The 19,721-nt window shown below is 34.4% G+C and carries 26 protein-coding genes and 1 riboswitch; of the genes, 15 read left to right on the top strand and 11 right to left on the bottom strand.

The window, feature by feature from the left end; translation table 11 throughout:
• The first annotated feature begins 136 nt into the window (after nt 1-136).
• A complete protein-coding gene (locus J2Z81_RS06290) occupies nt 137-409 on the top strand; it encodes a YutD family protein (protein ID WP_029269945.1) in 273 nt (90 codons plus the stop codon).
• A 20-nt stretch (nt 410-429) separates the two neighbouring features.
• On the opposite strand, the gene J2Z81_RS06285 is transcribed toward J2Z81_RS06290, so the two are convergent.
• Nucleotides 430-714 (bottom strand): hypothetical protein, encoded by a 285-nt coding sequence (locus J2Z81_RS06285; RefSeq protein ID WP_029269943.1) that lies wholly within the window; start codon nt 712-714, stop codon nt 430-432.
• Between the two features lie 134 nt (nt 715-848).
• Between J2Z81_RS06285 and J2Z81_RS06280 the strand changes: the two genes are divergently transcribed.
• Genes J2Z81_RS06280 through J2Z81_RS06270 form a run of 3 tightly spaced genes read left to right on the top strand, consistent with a single transcriptional unit; the run spans nt 849 to nt 2,761 of the window.
• Nucleotides 849-1,286, top strand: coding sequence for a DUF86 domain-containing protein (locus tag J2Z81_RS06280; RefSeq protein ID WP_029269941.1), 438 nt, complete (start codon nt 849-851; stop codon nt 1,284-1,286).
• A gap of 20 nt (nt 1,287-1,306) precedes the next feature.
• On the top strand, nt 1,307-1,945 hold the full coding sequence (locus J2Z81_RS06275; protein WP_029269939.1) for a helix-turn-helix transcriptional regulator: 639 nt from the start codon (nt 1,307-1,309) through the stop codon (nt 1,943-1,945).
• A 39-nt stretch (nt 1,946-1,984) separates the two neighbouring features.
• Entirely contained in the window at nt 1,985-2,761 is a 777-nt protein-coding gene (locus J2Z81_RS06270; RefSeq protein WP_226370932.1) for a TIGR01457 family HAD-type hydrolase, read from the top strand.
• 80 nt (nt 2,762-2,841) lie between these two features.
• On the opposite strand, the gene J2Z81_RS06265 is transcribed toward J2Z81_RS06270, so the two are convergent.
• The gene (locus tag J2Z81_RS06265) at nt 2,842-3,354 is read right to left on the bottom strand and encodes a phosphatidylglycerophosphatase A family protein (protein WP_029269937.1); all 513 of its coding nucleotides are present in this window, start codon (nt 3,352-3,354) and stop codon (nt 2,842-2,844) included.
• Between the two features lie 102 nt (nt 3,355-3,456).
• Here J2Z81_RS06265 and J2Z81_RS06260 point away from each other — a divergent pair, with 102 nt between their 5' ends.
• Together J2Z81_RS06260 and J2Z81_RS06255 are read left to right on the top strand one after the other, a co-directional pair.
• A complete protein-coding gene (locus tag J2Z81_RS06260) occupies nt 3,457-4,419 on the top strand; it encodes a protein kinase family protein (protein WP_051681488.1) in 963 nt (320 codons plus the stop codon).
• 27 nt (nt 4,420-4,446) lie between these two features.
• Entirely contained in the window at nt 4,447-5,415 is a 969-nt protein-coding gene (locus J2Z81_RS06255; RefSeq protein WP_226370931.1) for a 2-hydroxyacid dehydrogenase, read from the top strand.
• A gap of 89 nt (nt 5,416-5,504) precedes the next feature.
• Here J2Z81_RS06255 and J2Z81_RS06250 read toward each other — a convergent pair whose 3' ends face one another.
• Nucleotides 5,505-5,729, bottom strand: coding sequence for a NifU family protein (locus J2Z81_RS06250; protein ID WP_029269931.1), 225 nt, complete (start codon nt 5,727-5,729; stop codon nt 5,505-5,507).
• Between the two features lie 157 nt (nt 5,730-5,886).
• Here J2Z81_RS06250 and J2Z81_RS06245 point away from each other — a divergent pair, with 157 nt between their 5' ends.
• On the top strand, nt 5,887-6,216 hold the full coding sequence (locus tag J2Z81_RS06245) for a YuzD family protein (protein WP_029269929.1): 330 nt from the start codon (nt 5,887-5,889) through the stop codon (nt 6,214-6,216).
• An 89-nt stretch (nt 6,217-6,305) separates the two neighbouring features.
• The gene (locus J2Z81_RS06240) at nt 6,306-6,662 is read left to right on the top strand and encodes a HesB/IscA family protein (protein WP_029269927.1); all 357 of its coding nucleotides are present in this window, start codon (nt 6,306-6,308) and stop codon (nt 6,660-6,662) included.
• Nucleotides 6,663-6,722: 60 nt separating this feature from the next.
• On the opposite strand, the gene J2Z81_RS06235 is transcribed toward J2Z81_RS06240, so the two are convergent.
• Entirely contained in the window at nt 6,723-7,706 is a 984-nt protein-coding gene (locus J2Z81_RS06235; RefSeq protein WP_029269925.1) for an NAD(P)/FAD-dependent oxidoreductase, read from the bottom strand.
• Between the two features lie 298 nt (nt 7,707-8,004).
• Between J2Z81_RS06235 and J2Z81_RS06230 the strand changes: the two genes are divergently transcribed.
• The 3 genes from J2Z81_RS06230 (at nt 8,005) to J2Z81_RS06220 (ending at nt 10,387) form a co-directional block, all read left to right on the top strand.
• Nucleotides 8,005-9,225 carry an NAD(P)/FAD-dependent oxidoreductase gene (locus J2Z81_RS06230; RefSeq protein WP_029269923.1) on the top strand — a complete coding sequence of 407 codons (1,221 nt, stop codon included), beginning with the start codon at nt 8,005-8,007 and terminating at the stop codon, nt 9,223-9,225.
• Nucleotides 9,226-9,324: 99 nt separating this feature from the next.
• Nucleotides 9,325-9,636, top strand: a complete 312-nt coding sequence (locus tag J2Z81_RS06225) for a YuiB family protein (protein ID WP_029269921.1) — start codon at nt 9,325-9,327, stop codon at nt 9,634-9,636.
• Nucleotides 9,637-9,709: 73 nt separating this feature from the next.
• A complete protein-coding gene (locus J2Z81_RS06220) occupies nt 9,710-10,387 on the top strand; it encodes a 3D domain-containing protein (protein ID WP_226981263.1) in 678 nt (225 codons plus the stop codon).
• Nucleotides 10,388-10,432: 45 nt separating this feature from the next.
• Here the strand turns inward: J2Z81_RS06220 and J2Z81_RS06215 are convergent, their stop codons facing one another.
• A complete protein-coding gene (locus tag J2Z81_RS06215) occupies nt 10,433-10,897 on the bottom strand; it encodes a divergent PAP2 family protein (RefSeq protein WP_226370930.1) in 465 nt (154 codons plus the stop codon).
• Between the two features lie 165 nt (nt 10,898-11,062).
• Entirely contained in the window at nt 11,063-11,770 is a 708-nt protein-coding gene (gene deoD, locus J2Z81_RS06210; RefSeq protein ID WP_226370929.1) for a purine-nucleoside phosphorylase, read from the bottom strand.
• A gap of 234 nt (nt 11,771-12,004) precedes the next feature.
• Here deoD and J2Z81_RS06205 point away from each other — a divergent pair, with 234 nt between their 5' ends.
• Entirely contained in the window at nt 12,005-12,268 is a 264-nt protein-coding gene (locus J2Z81_RS06205) for a phosphocarrier protein HPr (protein WP_029269913.1), read from the top strand.
• 48 nt (nt 12,269-12,316) lie between these two features.
• Here J2Z81_RS06205 and kapB read toward each other — a convergent pair whose 3' ends face one another.
• A complete protein-coding gene (gene kapB, locus J2Z81_RS06200) occupies nt 12,317-12,715 on the bottom strand; it encodes a sporulation phosphorelay system protein KapB (protein ID WP_029269912.1) in 399 nt (132 codons plus the stop codon).
• 119 nt (nt 12,716-12,834) lie between these two features.
• Between kapB and J2Z81_RS06195 the strand changes: the two genes are divergently transcribed.
• Nucleotides 12,835-13,026: a hypothetical protein gene (locus tag J2Z81_RS06195; RefSeq protein WP_226981262.1), complete on the top strand. Its 192-nt coding sequence runs from the start codon at nt 12,835-12,837 to the stop codon at nt 13,024-13,026.
• Nucleotides 13,027-13,135: 109 nt separating this feature from the next.
• The gene (locus J2Z81_RS06190; protein ID WP_226370928.1) at nt 13,136-13,717 is read left to right on the top strand and encodes a superoxide dismutase family protein; all 582 of its coding nucleotides are present in this window, start codon (nt 13,136-13,138) and stop codon (nt 13,715-13,717) included.
• A 90-nt stretch (nt 13,718-13,807) separates the two neighbouring features.
• On the opposite strand, the gene J2Z81_RS06185 is transcribed toward J2Z81_RS06190, so the two are convergent.
• The 4 genes from J2Z81_RS06185 to J2Z81_RS06170 all read right to left on the bottom strand — a co-directional run bounded on the left by J2Z81_RS06185 (nt 13,808) and on the right by J2Z81_RS06170 (nt 18,164).
• Complete coding sequence (locus J2Z81_RS06185; RefSeq protein ID WP_226370927.1) at nt 13,808-14,977, bottom strand: MalY/PatB family protein; 1,170 nt, start codon at nt 14,975-14,977, stop codon at nt 13,808-13,810.
• A gap of 210 nt (nt 14,978-15,187) precedes the next feature.
• Nucleotides 15,188-16,537 carry a glucose-6-phosphate isomerase gene (locus J2Z81_RS06180; protein ID WP_029269906.1) on the bottom strand — a complete coding sequence of 450 codons (1,350 nt, stop codon included), beginning with the start codon at nt 16,535-16,537 and terminating at the stop codon, nt 15,188-15,190.
• Between the two features lie 136 nt (nt 16,538-16,673).
• On the bottom strand, nt 16,674-17,063 hold the full coding sequence (gene yugI / locus J2Z81_RS06175) for a S1 domain-containing post-transcriptional regulator GSP13 (RefSeq protein WP_029269904.1): 390 nt from the start codon (nt 17,061-17,063) through the stop codon (nt 16,674-16,676).
• A 102-nt stretch (nt 17,064-17,165) separates the two neighbouring features.
• Nucleotides 17,166-18,164 carry a potassium channel family protein gene (locus J2Z81_RS06170; protein WP_029269902.1) on the bottom strand — a complete coding sequence of 333 codons (999 nt, stop codon included), beginning with the start codon at nt 18,162-18,164 and terminating at the stop codon, nt 17,166-17,168.
• 184 nt (nt 18,165-18,348) lie between these two features.
• On the opposite strand from J2Z81_RS06170, the gene J2Z81_RS06165 reads away from it, so the two are divergent.
• Nucleotides 18,349-19,380: a M20/M25/M40 family metallo-hydrolase gene (locus J2Z81_RS06165; protein WP_390337259.1), complete on the top strand. Its 1,032-nt coding sequence runs from the start codon at nt 18,349-18,351 to the stop codon at nt 19,378-19,380.
• Between the two features lie 78 nt (nt 19,381-19,458).
• A riboswitch (FMN riboswitch) is annotated at nt 19,459-19,611 on the top strand.
• Nucleotides 19,612-19,721: the final 110 nt, after the last annotated feature.

Below are 19,721 nucleotides of genomic sequence, written 5' to 3'. Positions count from 1 at the left end.
TTCCTCCTTCAGATTTAAATCGTTACTTAGTTTCTGTAATGGGATTAAATTCATGCAAATAATTATTGGTAAGATTCCTCTGCCCCCAAATTATGTGATATGATAAATGAAAAGTTTTAACAATGAGGTGAATAGTTTGATTGAACTCAATGGCATAAATTATCAATTGATAGAAGATGTAAAAGAAGGATTTCAAGAAGATGTATTAAATGAACGTTATTCCGAAATTCTTAAGAAATATGATTTTATTGTTGGTGACTGGGGATACGATCAACTCAGATTAAAAGGATTTTATAACGATAATAATACGAAAGCAAATTACGATACAAGAATTGGAGCTTTGGACGATTATTTATATGAATACTGCAACTTTGGGTGTGCTTATTTTGTATTAAAAAAAATAGGCTAATACAAGAGCAGTAGCCATTTCTACTGCTCCTCATCTTCTGGTTTTACTTCACCTTCTTCGTCATGAAGGGGGTGGGCGCCAGGCGTTTGTCTAGGTAGATCATCATGAAGTGCTTTATAAGAATAAACATAGGCACTTTGTCTACGTTGACCTTTTTCCCATGGCGTAGACTTTCCCTCCACTGGTTCATCCTCATTGATAGGCGACCCAAATGAGCCTTCTGGATATTCTTCAGGAACTAATTCGTTTCGCATACTACGAACATTTGAGAAATCAGTATAGACCCTGCCATCTTTTTTTTCCATAAAAGTATCATCCCTTTCTACTTTTATGTTATACAAAAAGAAAAAAAACAATCGTACCATTTATTGGTGTCATTAAAATTTACAGCCATTATATGGTATGATAGTAGTGTAGAGAGAGTATTGGAGGTACTGAGATGTATTTTATTGATCGAAGCAAAATTGAAGAAATACTAAAATATATGGAAAAGTTGCTTGCAGAGTTAAATCAACAAACCTTTCCATCTTTTAAGGATAAATTAGGTTTAGAACGAATCACACATATGTTTATTGAATCAACGCTTGATGTAGGAAATATGATGATTGATGGGTTCATTATGCGTGATCCGGGTAGCTATGAAGATATTATCGACATATTAGTTGATGAGGAGGTTTTACCAGAGCAAGATAAAAACGTTTATAAAAAAGTTATACGTCTTCGTAAACAACTAGTCAGAGATTATTTAGCTATTGATCACGAAGAGTTAGCAATGATTATGCTAGAAAGTAAATCCGTTATAGAAAGATTTAGTACACACATCAGATCTTATTTGAATAATGAACTAGGCGTGGCAAATGCATTCACAAACAAATAATGATTAAGGGATGTATAGTGATGAAACTTACGACAAAACAAAAGATATTATATGTTTTAAAAAAAGACCACGATATTACAATGAATAAAATCATGAAGCACTTTACAATTTCTGAAATAGCAGTCAGAAAGCATATTCATAAATTAGAACAACAGGGCTTTATTCGTAAACATACACATAAACAGGATATCGGCCGACCGTATTATACGTATTCCCTTACAGAAAAAGGGCATAAAACGTTCCCTAACCAAGATGGAAATTTGGCACTTCAGCTTCTTCAAGATTTGGAAGGTTTACAAGGAAGTCAGGCAGTAACAGACTTATTATCGAAACGCATGGAGCGAGAAAAAAATTCCTTCCATGAAAAAATAAAAAATAAAAAATTGGATGAAAAAATTTCAAGAATTGCATGTATGCAAAACGAAAAAGGTTATATGACTGAAGTGAAAAAATCAGAAGATGGGACTTATGAAATCATATATTATAACTGTCCAGTTGCTTCGATTGCAAATTCGTATAATGAGATATGTAAAAATGATAAGCGTGTATTCGAAGAACTTTTTTCGGATTGTGAAGTTCTTTCAAGATCTTTGATTACAAAAGGTGATCCACATTGCAGGTGGACAATAAAAAAACGAACCAAAGATGATTTGCGATAAACGAATCATCCTCTTTTATTTGAGGAAAGGTTGCATGACATGAAAAAATTTAAAGGGTATTTAATTGATTTAGATGGAACAATGTATCGTGGCAGCGAGCCAATTGCTTCCGCAGCAGATTTTATTAACGCATTAAATAAAAAAAACATTCCTTATTTGTTTTTAACCAATAATTCAACAAGTACACCAGAAAATGTTTCTGATAGGTTAAATCAAATGAATATCACGTCGACGTCTAGACATGTAATTACATCAAGTTTAGCTACAGCAAAGTTTATTAAACATCAAAAATCAGATGCAAATTGCTTCGTAATTGGCGAGGAGGGATTGTACAAAGCCTTACAGCAAGAGGGTCTAACAATTTCGGAAGAAGCATATGGAAGTGATTACGTTGTAGTTGGACTTGATCGGGGTGTTACGTATAAAAAAATCGCAGAAGCATGTATAGCAATCCGTGCTGGAGCAGAATTTATTTCTACAAATAGGGATGTGTCAATACCTACAGAACATGGACTTCTCCCGGGAAATGGAGCAATCACATCGGTAATTGAAGTTAGTACAGGTAAACACCCCATTTATATAGGGAAGCCGGAGACAATCATAATGAACGAAGCTATATCTGAATTAGGTGTAGCCAAACAAGATATCGTAATGGTAGGGGATAATTATGATACAGATATATTAGCTGGCATAAATTCAGGGATAGATACGTTAATGGTTTTCACTGGTGTAACTCCATATCATGAATATTCAAGTTTTGATAAAAAGCCGAATTATCATGTGAAAAATTTAAGTGAATGGATAGATCATATTTGAAAGCTGAACACGTCTTGCACGTTTTCAGCTTTCAAATGTTTTATTATAAAGGTTTAATGATAAAAAATGGTTTTAACACATTAATCATCTAATAATTGATCATCTGCAAATGAATGAGCTAATCTGCTTGAAGCTGCAGCTGCAATTGCTCCTACAATGTCATCGAGAAATGTATGGACTTCGCCCGTTGTTTTGTCATTTAAATGTTTTAAAATTCCTGGTTTTTGTTTATCAATATATCCATAATTTGTAAACCCTATCGAACCGTAAACATTAACGATCGAAAAGGCAATAATTTCATCAATTCCATATAAGCTTTCATCTAATTCAATTGTTTTCTGAAGCGGTTGATCCAACTTATTTTGTTCTGTTAGCATATCCAGTTGAATACCGGTTAATATAGCATTTTGGACTTCTCTTTTCGTTAAAACACGGTCTACATTATGCAAACATTCTTCCATTGTTAAATCCTCATGATATTTTGATTGTAAATAATATACTAACTCCGCAATGTGATCTAATGTGACACCACGCTCGGTTAACCATTCTCTTGCTTTAATTTCTAATTTACTTTGATTTGTATTTTTATCCATTTTTTTCACCTATACTTTCTTAAAACTTCATTCTTCTTGTTAATTTATACTAATTTCATTCATAGACTAATGTAGGATGAAGGAGGGATCATGGTGGAGGAAATGCTTAATCGTGATTATGCTGTCTATATTAGAGATAAAATAACTATAAATGGGAAATTGGGATTTATAGATAATGCGTATACTTATTTTATCATCTCATCAGAAAACAAGGAAATGATACATATGGAACAAGCAGCACTAGCTTATTTTCTGGTAGAAAAAGGCCTTTATCATACAGCGAAACCAATTCAAAATATGGATGGAAATTGGTTTACAACTTATCAAAATAAATCGTATATGGTTGTTCAAGTACAAAGTCCTCAAACAAACTATATAGAATCGCATGGTCATTCATTAGCAAATTTTCATCTTATGAATGCAGCATATCACTATGAACCACAAAATATCTCAAGCTACGGTCAATGGAAAAACTTATGGATCCATAAGCTTACGATATTTGAAAATCGAATTATCCATGAAGCAAAAAGGAAACATACCTGTTACTATCGCTTGTTGATGGACATTTTACCCTATATTATAGGAATGAGTGAAAATGCTATACAGTATATTCAAGAAACAACAGAAGATTACCGTTACGATGAAGGTGACCAAGGCACCATCACTTTTCAGCGTTATGATGACCATCTTTTAAAGCCTGTTATTTGGGTTAATGATTTAATGTATGATCATCCGACACGGGACTTAGCGGAGTATATTCGTACGAAATTATTTTTAAATCAAGCAAATAAAGAATTAAGATCGTTTATGGATGATTATCAATCATTGAGACCTTTATCCATATTTAGCTGGCGTTTATTATATGGAAGATTGATTTTTCCCATCACATTTTATGATCTAATCGAAGAAAGTTTTTTTACAGAAAAGAATGATCAAACTTATTTCACTAAAATGGAAAATTTGATCGAAAAACAATCCATTTATGAACAAAATTTAAGCTCTTTTTTCATCGAAATGGGCCTTCAGCATGAAGCTTTACACATTCCTGTGTTACACTGGTTATAATAATAGTTAATGGGGTGAAGTAAAAGGATGGAGAAACCACTTATTTATATAACCAGGAAAATACCGCAGGAAATATTAGCTCCACACGAGGCCTCCTTTACTTTCAAAATGTGGGAAGAAGAAAATACACCAGTTCCGAGGGAGGTTTTTTTGAAAGAAACTAAGCAAGCGGACGGGATAGTATGTATGTTAACTGAGCGTATTGATAAGGAATTATTAGAAAATACCCATCATTTAAAAATAATAGCCAATATGGCAGTGGGTTATGATAATATTGATATAGAAGTAGCAAAAAAGCACAATATAATCGTTACCAATACACCGGATGTACTTACTGAAACAACGGCTGATTTAACCTTTTCGCTTTTAATGGCTACAGCAAGGAGGATGACGGAGGCAAGTGATTATATTAGAGAAGATAAATGGGGTCATTGGTCTCCATTCTTACTTGCAGGTACAGACATTCATCATAAAAAACTCGGAATTGTCGGGATGGGGAGAATTGGTGAGGCCGTAGCAAAGCGAGCGAAAGGTTTTGGAATGTCCATTTTATACAACAATCGAACGAGAAAATATGAAAAAGAAAAAGAATTGAATGCGGTTTATACAGAATTTGACAATCTATTAAGTGAGGCTGATTTTATAATATCGTTAGTACCTTTAACAAATCGTACCAAACATTTATTTAATAAGCAGGCATTCCAAAAAATGAAAAAATCCGCAATATTTATTAACGTATCCCGGGGAGGTACGATGGATGAAAAAGCATTGGTTAACGCTTTAAAGAGTCAGGAAATTACTGCAGCAGGATTAGATGTGTTTGAAGATGAACCTATACCTAGTGATCATCCGCTTGTGCGTTTAGATAATGCCATATGCTTACCTCATATTGGATCAGCAAGTATCGAAACCCGGAAGGCAATGCTTCATTTATGTATGGAAAATGTTGTTTCATTTTTTGATGGTAACGGGCCAAAAACCCCCGTATTTGAATAATAGCCCTGAATAAGACCGGAACACTGATTCAGAAAACCATAAAAAAGGCAGACATGATTAACATTCCGTCTGCCCCTGCTTTAATAAAATTAAAATACTTGTTCAATTTCAGTAACTCCAGGAACCTCAGCCATTAATGCGCGCTCAATTCCAGCTTTTAATGTGATTGCAGAACTTGGGCAGTTACCACAAGCGCCCATAAGTCGAAGTAGGACAATACCGTTCTCATCAACATCAACAAGTTCCACATCACCACCATCACGTAGTAAAAATGGGCGTAATTTACTTAAAACTTCTTGTACTTGTTCATGCATTATCGATCCACCCCTTTCTATATCATTATTATATGATGAATGTAAGAAAAAATCTATTGATAAATTTAGGAACTATTCAATTACCTTTATTTTATCTTTAAAAAAATGTTTTGTAAAATAAAAAGAACAACAATAAATATCGGTAGGAGGAGAGGAAATGGTAAAGAAGAAGGTAACAATAACAGTTTATGGAGCGGAACAAATTTGTGCTAGTTGTGTTGGAGCACCAGGATCAAAGGATACTTATGAATGGCTGCAGGCTGCAATTGGAAGAAAATATATTGATGATTCCATACAATATAAGTATATCGATATTAATGAGTCACAGAGTAATGAAAAACATCAACAATTTATAGAAAAAATTTTTGATGAGGATTTATTTTATCCAATTGTCTTGGTAAATGATGAAATCGTTGCAGAAGGGATCCCGCGTTTAAAAACCATTTATGAAGCATTAGATAAAAATGATGTAGCGTTACAGGTATAAACGAAATGATTGCATCATGCTACCCCTTTTTTGTATACTAATAGTAGTACTTAACATGATTCCATCATAAATCAGAGGAGGAGCATATAATGGTAATTTCAATTACTGATAAAGCTTGTGATCAGATAAAAGAGATGATGAAAGAAGAAACAGCTGATGCTCGCCTGCGCTTTGGAGTTAAAGGTGGAGGATGTAGCGGATTATCCTATTCGTTAGGATTTGATTATGAAATAAATGAAGAGCTGGATATGGTTGAGAAAATTAATGATATACCGGTAGTCATTTTTAAACAGGATATACCGATTATCGAAGGGACTACGATTGATTTTAAACAAAACATGATGGGTGGCGGATTTAGTATTGATAATCCAAACGCTATTGTGTCATGTGGCTGTGGATCTTCTTTTCGAGCTGAGGGCCGTGAGGGAACTGCAGAAAAATGCTAAAAAGCTAGGACACGAATTGTTCTAGCTTTTTTATTTCCTGAATTTATTCGGTTCTATTCATTAAAACATACTTGTTGAGTGTTTAGGTTGTATACGGGCAGATGGATCAATATACTGCTTAGCATTATTTACTGCTGTTGGACCCTCACCAAAACCAGTAGCTATTAACTTTACTTTCCCAGGATAGGTGGTAATGTCACCAGCGGCATATATACCAGGTATATTTGTTTCCATTTTGGTATTAACGATAATGCTATTTTTTTCGATTTCTAATCCCCAGTCTTTGATTGCACCCAAGGTAGAGACAAAACCATAATTACATAAAATAGAGTCGACTTCCAGCTCAATTTGGTTTTCACCTTTGACTTCCTGTAATGTTACTTTATCAATTTTGGTATCTCCAGTTATTTCTTTAGGTGTAAAAGGTGTTAATATATTAACATTGGAAGCTTTTAATTTTTCTACACTATGTTCATGGGCTCTAAATTTATCGCGTCGATGAACTAAAGTCACTTGTTTTGCGATAGGTTCAAGCATTAGTGCCCAATCTACAGCGGAATCACCGCCACCTAATAATAAGACATGCTGATCTTTATATTGATTCATATCATTTACATAATAATGGAGGTTAACCCCTTCAAATTGTTCACAATCCCCAACATTCAGGCGGCGAGGCTGAAAAGCTCCATTCCCTGCAGTAATAATGATTGTTTTAGTATAGTGCACTTCCTCGTTGGATGTCAGTTTAAATGTATTGTCCTCTAGCCGTTCTACTTTTTCAACGGATTGGTTTAAAACGATGGTTGGATCGAACAGCTTCGTCTGTTCTTCTAAATTATCTACTAAATCTTGGGCACGGATTTTTGGAAATCCGGCAACATCGTATATATATTTTTCCGGATACAAGGCTGTTAGTTGCCCTCCAGTATGTGGCAAACTCTCAATTATTTTAACGCTTGCCTGGCGCATTCCACCATAGAATGCAGTAAATAGACCAGCCGGTCCTGCTCCAATGATAGTTATATCATAAACTTTATTTTCCATAATCAATTTCCTCCGTTTCTCTACAACAAATTGTACATTATTTTTATCTTATCATAAATAGATATGTCTCGAGTGTTATTTCGTACGTATAATTCAAAAATTTTTCAAGAAAAAGGTGCAATGATAGGGTTGAAAATTTGAATGAAAAAGACTACTATAATCAATGGATTATATATTACAATCATGTAACAAAGATATAAAAGTTTAATAATAATAAATATAAACCTTAGTGAAATAAATCACACATTAGCTTTTATCAATAATGGATTGAAATTAACAAAAAATGGGTGGTAAAAACATGAAAAAGCCAAATATCGTAATCTTGGGGGCGGGTTATGGTGGAATGATGACTGCAGTGAACCTGCAAAAAGCAATAGGCTTAAATGATGCAACGATTACACTGGTAAATAAAAATGATTATCATTATCAGACAATATGGTTACATGAAAATGCTGCAGGTACTTTAGAACAAGAAAGATCGCGAATTGATATTAAAAACATATTAAATATGCAAAAAATCAAGTTTATTAAGGACACAGTTGTTTCTATCAAACCAAAAAATCACAAAGTTAAACTAGAAGACGGTGAAATAGACTATGATTATCTTGTTATTGGGTTAGGATTTGAAGCGGCAACATACGGAATTACAGGACTGAAAGAAAACGGGCTTATGATCAATGACCTTAGCAGCGCTCGTTTAATTAGAGAGCACATTGAATATAATTTCGCGATGTATAATCAAGAAAAAGATAAGGACCAAGCACATCTCAACATTGTTATTTGCGGAGGTGGGGTTACAGGGATCGAATTCGCAGGAGAATTAGTTGATCGGATTCCTAACCTTTGTGCGGAATTTGATATAAACAAACCTCAGGTTCGTGTTGTTATGATAGAAGAAGCATCAACAATTTTACCTGGATTTGATCAACAGCTTATTGATTATACGATGAATTCTTTGGAATCTCGCGGTGTAGAAATAATAACAGAGGCAAAGGTAAAGGAATGTACATCAGCAAGTATTGTTTATAAAAAAGATGGAGAGCAAATAGAAATTCCAACATTCACAACGATTTCGGCTGCAGGAATCCGGGCGAATAGGATTGTGGAACAATCAGGTTTTAAAATGAATGCTGGTAAAATTGAAGTGCGTCAGGATATGCGAACCTTAGAATATAACAATGTGTTTGTGGTAGGAGACTGTGCTTTAACCTCGGAAAATAATCCGGAGAATCTCTTATCCCCAACAGCTCAAATAGCTATACAACAAGCTGAAACAGTTGCACATAATTTAAAAACACTTATTAAAGGCAAGGGAAAAATAGTTGATTTTCAACCAAGAACGATAGGAACAGTTGCATCTTTAGGTAACGATGATGCTGTAGGTATATTTATGAAAGATCGCAAACTATTTGGGTGGAAGGCAACAGTTATGGAAAAAATAATTGATAATCATTATCTATATAAATTGGGCGGAGTTAAACTAATGATTAAAAAAGGAAAGTTTAATTTTTTCTATTGAAAAAAGAGCAAAGGCAGTTTATTGTCTTTGCTTTTTCATGTTTATATTATAAAATGGAATTTGTGTTTAAGAACGTGAATTCAGAAAGGAGATGACGTGATGATCCAACTAATAGTTTCTATTCTATTGTTTTTGGTTATATTTTTTGGCCTTGCTTTTATTTTGAATATGTTATTAAGACGCACATGGCTTATGACACTGATTTATCCAATTATCGTTCTTATGATTGTTGATAATATTTCTACAATTGAATACTTTAAAAACCCGGCAGCATCATTTTCTACTGCGTTTTCAAATCTAATGAATGTTACCCTGGTTGATATTATTATTTTGATTTCTGGATTTGTTGGTACGATTATTTCTGGGATAGTCATAAAAATATTACGTAAAAGTGGTTATCAAATGTTTTAAACCATTTCTAAATAAGAAAATGAATAAAAACGTTCCAGATGGGAAAGGATGACATCCAAGAGAGGTGTTATCAATGAAGCAACTTTTTCGCAGAACTGGAATGATACTTTTATTCTTAGGAGCACTTTACACAACGGTAAGTTCAATTTCTAATGTCACATTTGCAGACGTACGAAATGCGTATCAAAATGATAAGTATATTTACGAAACCTCATATTCAGAACTAGAAGGTAGACAAATAGCATTAAAGAAAAAAGCATTAAATAATATGGTAGAACAAAATAGGTATATTTCGAGTGAAAAAGAAGAAAAAAAATCGCTGGATGAAGTAGTCAACAAGGAGCAACTCCCAAGTGATACAGTATTGGCAACAGGATATACTGCAGGTATGGAATCTACTGGGAAAAATCCGGATCATCCGGAATATGGAATTACATATTCTGGTGTTAAGGTAAAAAGAGACTTATATTCTACAATAGCAGCGGATTTAAGTGTATATCCGGTAGGAACTATTTTATACATTCCAGATTATGGATATGGTGTAGTAGCAGACAAGGGAAGCGCCATCACCGGGAATAAAATTGATTTATATTATCCATCAGTAGATAAAGTATATTCGGAGTGGGGCAAAAAAGAAGTTGAAGTTTATGTAGTTGAGTATGGGGATGGAAATTTGACAGAAGAGGAACTTACAAAGCTAAATGAGAATGCTGCAATGCAAGTATTTCGAGAACAAATTACAAATGAATGAATTAACATAGACTCACTGCAATCGAATGCAGTGAGTTGTTTCATTTTAAAGTAAAAAATACAGTAAAAAGGTGATGCCTACGCCCGATAATCCTCCAAAAAATACTTCAATTGGCTGGTGGCCTAATAGCTCTTTTAGTTCTTCTTGTTTCATAAACTTCTCTTTTTTATTCCATTGTTTTGCTTCATCGACAAAGTATTGAAAGTCTTTTAATAATTGATTTATTACGATAGCCTGCTCACCTGCTTGTCTTCGAACACCTGAAGCATCAAACATGATGATAATGCTAAAGACAAAGGAGACAGCAAATGTCATTGATGTGATACCATCTACTATTCCAACTCCTGTCGTTAATGCACAAACTGCAGCAGAATGACTGCTTGGCATACCTCCCGTGCTAAATGCTAAATTGAGATTTAACTCTTTGGTGATGAAAAATTGAATAGGGATTTTTATTATTTGTGCAAGCATAATTGCAATTAATGCAGCTACTAAAGGTAAATTAAACATCACTCTATTCCTTTCATTTAAGTCCTTTATCAAATCTATTCCCTATTTGGTTTATAATTAGTATGAAATGAGCTTATTCGTATAAGTGATTAAAAAAAGTCGTTAAAAAAGTTCTTTCAATACCTTACATGGTTATTTGAAAGAACAGATTTATCTAAATAATTATTATTTAATTGCTGTTTCAAGAGCTATTTCCATCATTTCATTAAATGTAGTTTGCCGCTCTTTTGCGGATGTTTCCTCTCCCGTCAAGACGTGGTCTGAAACAGTTAAAATAGAAAGTGCTTGACGGTCAAATTTTGCAGCCAACGTATATAAAGCAGTAGCTTCCATTTCAATTGCTAATACTTTATATTTGGCTAGTAATTCATTCACCTCTTTTGCGTTATCCCGATAAAAATTGTCGCTCGTAAACACATTTCCAACACGTAATGTCATACCTTTATTAACGCCTACATCATAGGCATTTTTGAGTAGATCAAAATCAGCTAACGGAGCATAATCAATTCTATTAAAAATCATGCGGTTCATTTGTGAGTCAGTTGTAGAACCTTGAGCTAAAATAACATCCCGAACTTTTACGTCTTTTTGAATAGCTCCACATGTTCCTACTCGAATGAGTTTTTGAACGTTATAGCTTTGAATCAGTTCATTAACATAAATAGAAATTGACGGTACTCCCATGCCTGTACCTTGTACAGATATACGTTCCCCTTTATAGGTTCCAGTATATCCGTACATCCCACGTACTTTATTGTACTGGACGACATTTTCTAAAAAAGTATCAGCAATAAACTTTGCCCGCAGCGGATCCCCAGGCAATAAAATTTTATCTGCTATTTCTCCTTGATTGGCACCAATATGTACACTCATGTTTTTCCTCCTCAAAAAACGCTTAAAATAACGGTATCATAACAGACATCCAAAGACAAACTTTCGTTATAAATAAAATAATAAAAGCCTTTCTAGTTTCATAAATAATTGTTATTATATATAATGTTATTAGTTCATTTGTTTATAATATTGGTTATAATGATCAGTAGAAAATAAATGTAATTATGAACAACTGTATGGTAAATATAGTGGAGAAAGGTAGGATTTTTATTAATGAAGGAAAAAACATTTACAATCACAGCTGATACAGGAGTCCATGCGCGTCCTGCTACATTATTGGTGAATAAAGCAGGGCAATTTGAGTCTGAGGTTGAAATTTCTTATAATGATAAAACAGTTAATTTAAAATCAATTATGGGTGTCATGTCCTTGGGGATTCCAAAAGGGGCAGAAATTAAAATAACTACATCAGGAAATGATGAGGAAGAAGCACTCTCGGGTGTTGAATCAGTAATTAAAGAACATTTAGGAGAATAAAGGAGTCATAAGGGTCAGTTCCCAATAGACGGGGTCTGACCCTTTCTTCTAATAATAACTTTTTTTATAATAATGTTCCTCTAGTCCTTTTAGGCGTTCTAAGGCTTTCTTATTAAATGCTGTATCTTTTGCCTTTAGTTTGTTCTTAGAAGTTTCCACTGCTTCTTTTATAGAAGTATTGTAATTAGGAATTTCATCGTCGAAAGGGTAGACAACTGCCTTTTGAACATTCATTTTCTCTCGAAATGCTAGTGCTTTTCGTTCATGAAATAACACTCCTGGTTCATCTACTTTTCCTGGGTGATGGAGATCACCTTGCATTGGATGTTTTTGCACTGCTAGCACTTTCACCAAAAACCTTTCTCCACGATCCTCTACGACTTTCCCAATATAAATACCTGAGTTGTAATGGGCACGAACTGTATCCCCGACTTTTATTTCTGACATTTTGGCAACCTCCTTTTCTTTATTGTGCCAAAAAAATAACAAATTAGCGAATTATTTGAAGAGATGTTTAGGAACTATAGAGAATTTGCTATAATTAAAAAAAGAAAGGGGCAGCGATTATGGAGTTTTTATACTTTCCTGAAGATAAAACGGAATATATTCCAGCTGTGATCATGCTAGTTATATTCATGATTGGTGCAGCGGTGGCGATGTATTTAATCTATCGGAAATCAAAAAAAGACGAAAGTCGATTTGAACAAGAATATAATCTTTCCAAACGTGAGGATCATAAATCGAATGGGCACAACTAACCCTCCTTAGCAATTTAAAAGCTAAGGAGGTTTTTTATTGGATTCGTTTATTTTGCTTATTTTTGTGGATACTAATAATTAGTATATACGAAAGTAAGGAGAAAACGAAATGCGCTTATTATTTATTCTTTTATTGGTTCTATTGACAGCTTGTCAAACAAATGAACCTTCCGTAAGGGAAATTGATATGTATAACACTGATAGTGATATGGTAGGTACTGCTACATTTAGTGAACATCCAGATGGAGTGCAAATAGAGGTGAAAGTAGAGGGGTTAACCCCGGGATTGCATGGAATACATCTCCACGAAAATCCAACTTGTAAAGGAGAAGATTTTAAAAGCGCAGGAAACCATTTCAATCCAGAGGGAAAAAAGCATGGGTTAATGAACCCGGATGGGAATCATTTAGGTGACTTACCTAATGTCGAAGCTGACAGTAGCGGAGCAGTAGACACTGAACTGATGTTAGCAGATGCAACCCTCCTTGAAGGGAAAAAATCTATTTTAAGTGAAGAAGGCACATCCTTAGTTATTCATAAAGATCAAGATGATGGGGTAACACAACCAGGTGGAGATTCGGGAGCGCGTATTATGTGTGGTGAATTAAAAGCCGACCCTGATAAAGAAGAAGAGGAACAATCAACAGATCCTACGGAAATAAAGGGAAAAGAAGATGATAAAGAGAAGTAGAAACTTGGAACATTATAAAAATTTGAGGTCTTTGACATCTGTTCTACGTATGTTTAACAGTGAGGAGAAGATAACTTCTCCCTACTGATATTAGCGTTCATTGACTGCAGTTATGATCCTATTAACTCCTTCTTCTAGTATTGCTCTTGGACAAGCGATATTCATACGCATAAATTGGCTGCCTTCTTTTCCATAGTTCATACCAGGATTTAGCCCTACCTTGGCTTTTTCAATCATAAATTTCCGTAAAGATGGACTATCCATTTTCAATCCACTGCAATTAATCCAAATCAAATAGGTTCCTTCGGAGTTAATGACTTTTAATTCCTTTGTGCGTGACTCCAGCATTTCGGTTACATAGTTTCGATGGTCATGTAATACGCTGATCAGCTCATCAAGCCAAGATTCGCCATGATTATATGCCGCTTCAAGAGCTGTGTTTCCCATTGTATTTAATGTATTTAGCCCCTGTTTTTTAAGGTGTTCTGTTAATTTTTTGTGTTTTGTTTGATTTTTAACAATCATGTAGGATGCCTGCAGACCAGCCAAATTGAATGTCTTAGAAGGAGACATGAATGTAATTGTCTGTTCTGCTATTTCATTAGATAATGAAGCAAAAGGAATATGATGATGATTCGGGTATACAAGATCCCCGTGAATTTCATCAGTCAAAATAATCACGTCATATTTTAAACATAATCGGGCGATTTCTTCTAATTCATCCCTTGTCCAAACACGACCGACTGGATTATGTGGTGAACATAATATAAATGCTTTTACACCTTGTTTTAGTTTATCCTCAAAGTCTTCAAAATCAATTTTGTAATAATTATTTTGTAAGACAAGGGGATTTTTGACCATTTCTCGATTATGTTGTTTTAACACATTAAAAAATGGTGTATAAACCGGGGTTTGAATTAGAACCTTATCATTTGGTTCTGTTAATGCTTGAATAGCTATATGTAAACTTGTTATTACACTAGGGCTGAAAGTTAGCCAATCGCGCTGTATTTGCCAATGATGTCGTCGTTTTATCCAATTCACAATAGAGTTTTTAACATCATGGTCAATCATTGTATAACCGTAAATTCCGTGTTCTACCCGCTTCATTAAAGCTTCATTTACAGCTTGCGGGGATTTAAAATCCATGTCAGCAACCCACATTGGCAGGACATCCTTCGTTTGGAATACGGATTTCAGCCCATCCCATTTTACTGAACGAGTATTTTTTCGCGCCTGAATGGTATCAAATACTCCCATTAACAATCCCTCCTCTTATCTTGTTACTTCTATTATAACGAAAAAAGTGAAAATGGATAAGAATTACTCTTCTGGGAGTGGGGTAATTCTACAAAAAAAAGCAAAGCGCAATGCGCTTTGCCCACAGGGGGAATACGAGAAAGTCTTACATTTATAGTTATTCCCAGAAGAAAATAAATTAAACATCTTTTTACATTTTTTTAATCCCTTTTAATTCAGTCGTTTTTCTAAATTCTCCTTTTCATTCTCAAACCCTGGTTTACCTAGTAAAGCAAACATATTTTTTTTATATGCCTCGACTCCTGGTTGATCAAAAGGGTTTACCCCTAATAAATATCCGCTCATTGCACATGCTTTTTCGAAAAAATAAACTAAATAGCCAAAGGTGAATGCATCCAGTTTAGGCAATTCTATAATTAAATTTGGAACGCCTCCATCTGTATGAGCGAGTAGTGTTCCTTGATACGCTTTGTCATTGATTTCATGAATGGTTTTTCCTACGAGGTAATTAAGTCCATCCGTATTCACGTCGTCTTCTTCGAGTGTTATTTGCATTTTTGATTCATTTACATGCAGCACTGTTTCAAAAAGATCACGACGACCATCTTGAATGTACTGACCCATGGAATGTAAATCAGTAGAAAAATTAGCTGCAGCAGGGAAAATTCCTTTATGATCCTTGCCTTCACTTTCTCCGAATAACTGTTTCCACCATTCTGCGAAATAATGCAGATGAGGTTCGTAATTAATTAGCATTTCGATTGTTTTTCCTTTATTATAAAGGATATTTCGGCATGCGGCATATTGATATGCTGGGTTTTTATCTAAAGAAGGTTCAGCTAAGTCAACCATCGCTTCTTTGGCTCCATGCATCATATCATCAATCTTGATTCCACTTACAGCGATTGGAAGTAAACCTACTGCTGTTAGTACGGAAAAGCGACCACCAACATCATCAGGAATAACAAACGTCTCATAACCTTCTTTATCCGCAACTGTTTTTAATGCACCTTTTCTTTTATCTGTAGTTGCATAAATACGCTTTTTTGCTTCTTCTTTTCCATATTTTTTTTCTATGTATTTTTGGAAAATACGTAAAGCCAGAGCGGGTTCGGTAGTTGTTCCGCTTTTTGATATAACATTAATGGAAACATCTTTATCTTCAAGCAGATCAAATAATTCGCTGACATAGGCAGTACTCATATGATGTCCTGCGAAAATTACTTGAGGGGACTTGCGTTTTTCTTTTGGCAGTAGGTTTTGAAATGAATGATTTAACATTTCAATAGCAGCACGTGCTCCAAGATAGGAACCACCTATTCCTATAACGAGTAAAACATCTGTGTCCTGTTTTATCTTTTCAGCAGATGCTTTAATCCGGGCAAATTCTTCTTTATTATATGTTTCAGGCAAATCAATCCAGCCTAAAAAATCATTGCCTGGTCCAGTTTTGTTATGTAAAGCGTCATGCGCAGTCTGTACAAAATTCTTCAAATTATCCATTTCCGATTGAGTAAAAAAAGGTAATGCTTTATCATACCTTAAAGAAACGTGCGTCATCTATAACACCCCTTTTATTATTGTTACATTTACTTTAAAGTAGTAAAGTGATTAAATCAAGAATGATAAAAATTAAAAAAGAGGTTTCTCAACCAACATTGCTCTATTTTAGTCAATGTTACCTGAGAAGCCCCTTTTAATTCTTAAATGTATTTTCACGTTCTTTTGATTGTTCAATCCATTCTTCAAGCTTTCCTTTGAGTGTGTTAAATCCTGTAGATTCAGTTTTTTGTTGTGTAGGTTTGCTTTTAGATGCAGATTTCGCATTATTATTTGCGGGTGCTTCCTCTGTAGCACGGATAGATAATGACATTTTATTTTTTTCTCCATCGATCGTTAAAATTTTTACTTTTACAGTATCGCCGATTGACAGATATTCATTAATATCTTTTACATAACCATGTGTTACTTCGGAAATATGAACCAATCCCTGTGTATCGTTATCTAAGGCAACAAAAGCTCCGTATGGTTGTAACCCAGTTACTTTTCCCTCTAAAACCTGACCACTCTCAAATTTATCTGTCATGATAAACAACTCCTATATCTATATTCAGTTTCTTTTCATACAAGTTAACATACTATCATAAATTAACTTTTTAAGCAAAAGTCTAGAATCATCAACGTTGTTTTACCAATGGGACAAAGTAACAACAATATCGTTTTGTTGCAAAAGTAAATCCGGAGAAGGGTTTAGTTTCCATTCTTCTTCTCGTATAATACCAAGAAAAATATGTCTGTTTTTAAAATATTGGAAGGATGCGTCCCTGACAGATTTGTGAATGAGGTGTTCAGGTACTTTAGTCTGGCGAAATTGCTGATGTGTTAAAAGTTGTAAAATAGCTTCAAAAGGATGTGCCTCTTTTTCATGAAATAATTCATGATACATTAGTAAACTCATGAAATCATTTGGCCGTAAAATGGTACTGGCACCAGCTCGTAGTGCATTATCAATTTGCATGGTAGAAAATATTTCAGTAATAATTGGTATTTGTGAATTATTCCCTCTTATAGCAACAGTAGTTAGAATCGTGTAATGATCTGGTTGATGTTCTTTTGTGAAAAAATCTGCTGTAATAACAACACAACTTGCTGTTTCAATATGTGCTTGGCGTAATGTATTATCTTCACTTGCATTCCCATGAATGAAATGTACAGGAACTTTTTGAAAAGGTAGATGTTTTAGGGTACGATCGATTAAAACAATATCAATATTGGGATTATGTTTTTCGGTCATTTCGATTAATTTTCGTGTTCGTTCGTTCCAACCGATGAAAATAATATGATCTTTTCCTTTATATTCAATTTTTCCTTTTGATAAATTACGCTCGTGATTGATAGTAGCAGCTGATAATGTTGTTATATAAAAGGTTAGTAAACCTCCCCCGGAAAGAATAAGGAAAATGCCTATTATTTTTCCCATAACGGTTAACGGCACATAATCGCCATAGCCAACGGTTGCTCCTGTTACAAAAGCCCACCAAACACCCTCAAATATAGTTGGGAATTCATCAGGCTCGATAATTCGAATAATAATGCCGAAAAAAAGCATAATAACTAAAATTGTAATTAGAAGTCTAAGAATAATGGGTAATCGAAAATAAATGTTTTTAAAAAATTCAATACTCATTACGCTCTCCTTATAGACATGAATGGTATTTTATTAGTATAGACAGAGGGTTAACAAAATTATACAATATGGATTTCAAAGTAATCAATATACTAGACGTTCGTTATTTTTAAACTTAAAATAAACAGTATTATAGAAAAAATTAGGAGGAATACGATTGAAACAATCAAACACTGAGTTTTTAATGGAGCTATTAAAAACTCCCTCACCTTCAAGTAATGAAATGGAAATTCAAAAAAAATGGATCAATTATGTTGAAAAATTTGCAGATGAAATCCGAACAGATAATGCGGGAAATGCAATAGGCGTGCTAAATCCTAATGCCTCTTTTAAAGTTTTGCTTGCAGGTCATTGTGATGAAATTGCACTTGTTATTAATCGCATAGATGATCATGGCTTTTTATATTTTGATAAAGTGGGGGGGATTAACCCTAAGGCAGCAGTGGGAATGAAGACAAGTGTACTTGGTTATAATAAAACAGTTACAGGTGTTATTGGAGTGAACGCTCAACATCATGGCGGATTAAAAAAAGATTTTGATCTAGAGGATTTATTTATTGATTGTGGATATCAATCAAAAGAGGAAGCGGAGAAATATGTTCAAATTGGGGATCTTGCCGTATATAAAAGAGAACCTGAAATATTAACAGACAGGTATGTGGCTGGACGTGGTTTAGATAACCGTACGGGCGCATTTATCATCGCAGAAATACTAAAAAGATTATCCAAAACGGACTGTACGGTTGGAGTTTATGCAGCAAGCACTGTAAATGAAGAGACAAATATGGGAGGTGCTTATTTTGCAGCTGCGGGTATTCAACCAACAATGGCAATCGCTTGTGATGTTACTTTTGCCACGGATTATCCGGGTGTAGATAAAAACAAGCATGGAGATGTAAAGTTGGAAAAGGGACCTGTACTTGCAAAAGGTGCTCCAATTAATATTAAAATAAATAAATTGTTAGAGCAGACTGCGAGGAAGCTGAAAATGAATATTCAATATGAATTAACTCCGAGAATGACTGGAACTGATGCAGATAAGATGCGCTTGACTGGTGTTGGTGTGCCAGTTTCATTAGTATCTTTACCCTTACGGTATATGCACTCCCCAGTTGAGACTGTAAGCTTAAAAGATATTGATGAAGAAATAGAATTACTTGTAGAGATGATATCTAATTTAACTGGAAAAGAAAGTCTCAATCCCTTAGATGATTAATCATCTGCTGTCTTTATAAAATTTTTATTGCAAATTGCACAAATACATGTATAATAATAGGTAACAATATTATATCGATTCCATCTTCGGGGCAGGGTGCAATTCCCGACCGACGGTAAAGGCAAGAACTTTGCTTAAGTCCGTGACCCACAAAGCATAAATATTCGCAGCGTGGTTGATCTGGTGTAAGTCCAGAACCGACAGTTAAAGTCTGGATGGGAGAAGATGTCGAGCTGAAAATGGTGTGAGAAAACACCTTTATTTTCCTATGACTTGTATACCCTAAAGCCCCGATTAGGCTTTGGGGTTTTTCATTTTGTAAAAGGAAATATGCTCATCCT

Source organism: Virgibacillus alimentarius (genome assembly GCF_017874635.1).
GTDB lineage: Bacteria > Bacillota > Bacilli > Bacillales > Amphibacillaceae > Virgibacillus_B > Virgibacillus_B alimentarius.
This window is presented reverse-complemented; position numbering and strand designations above follow the sequence as displayed.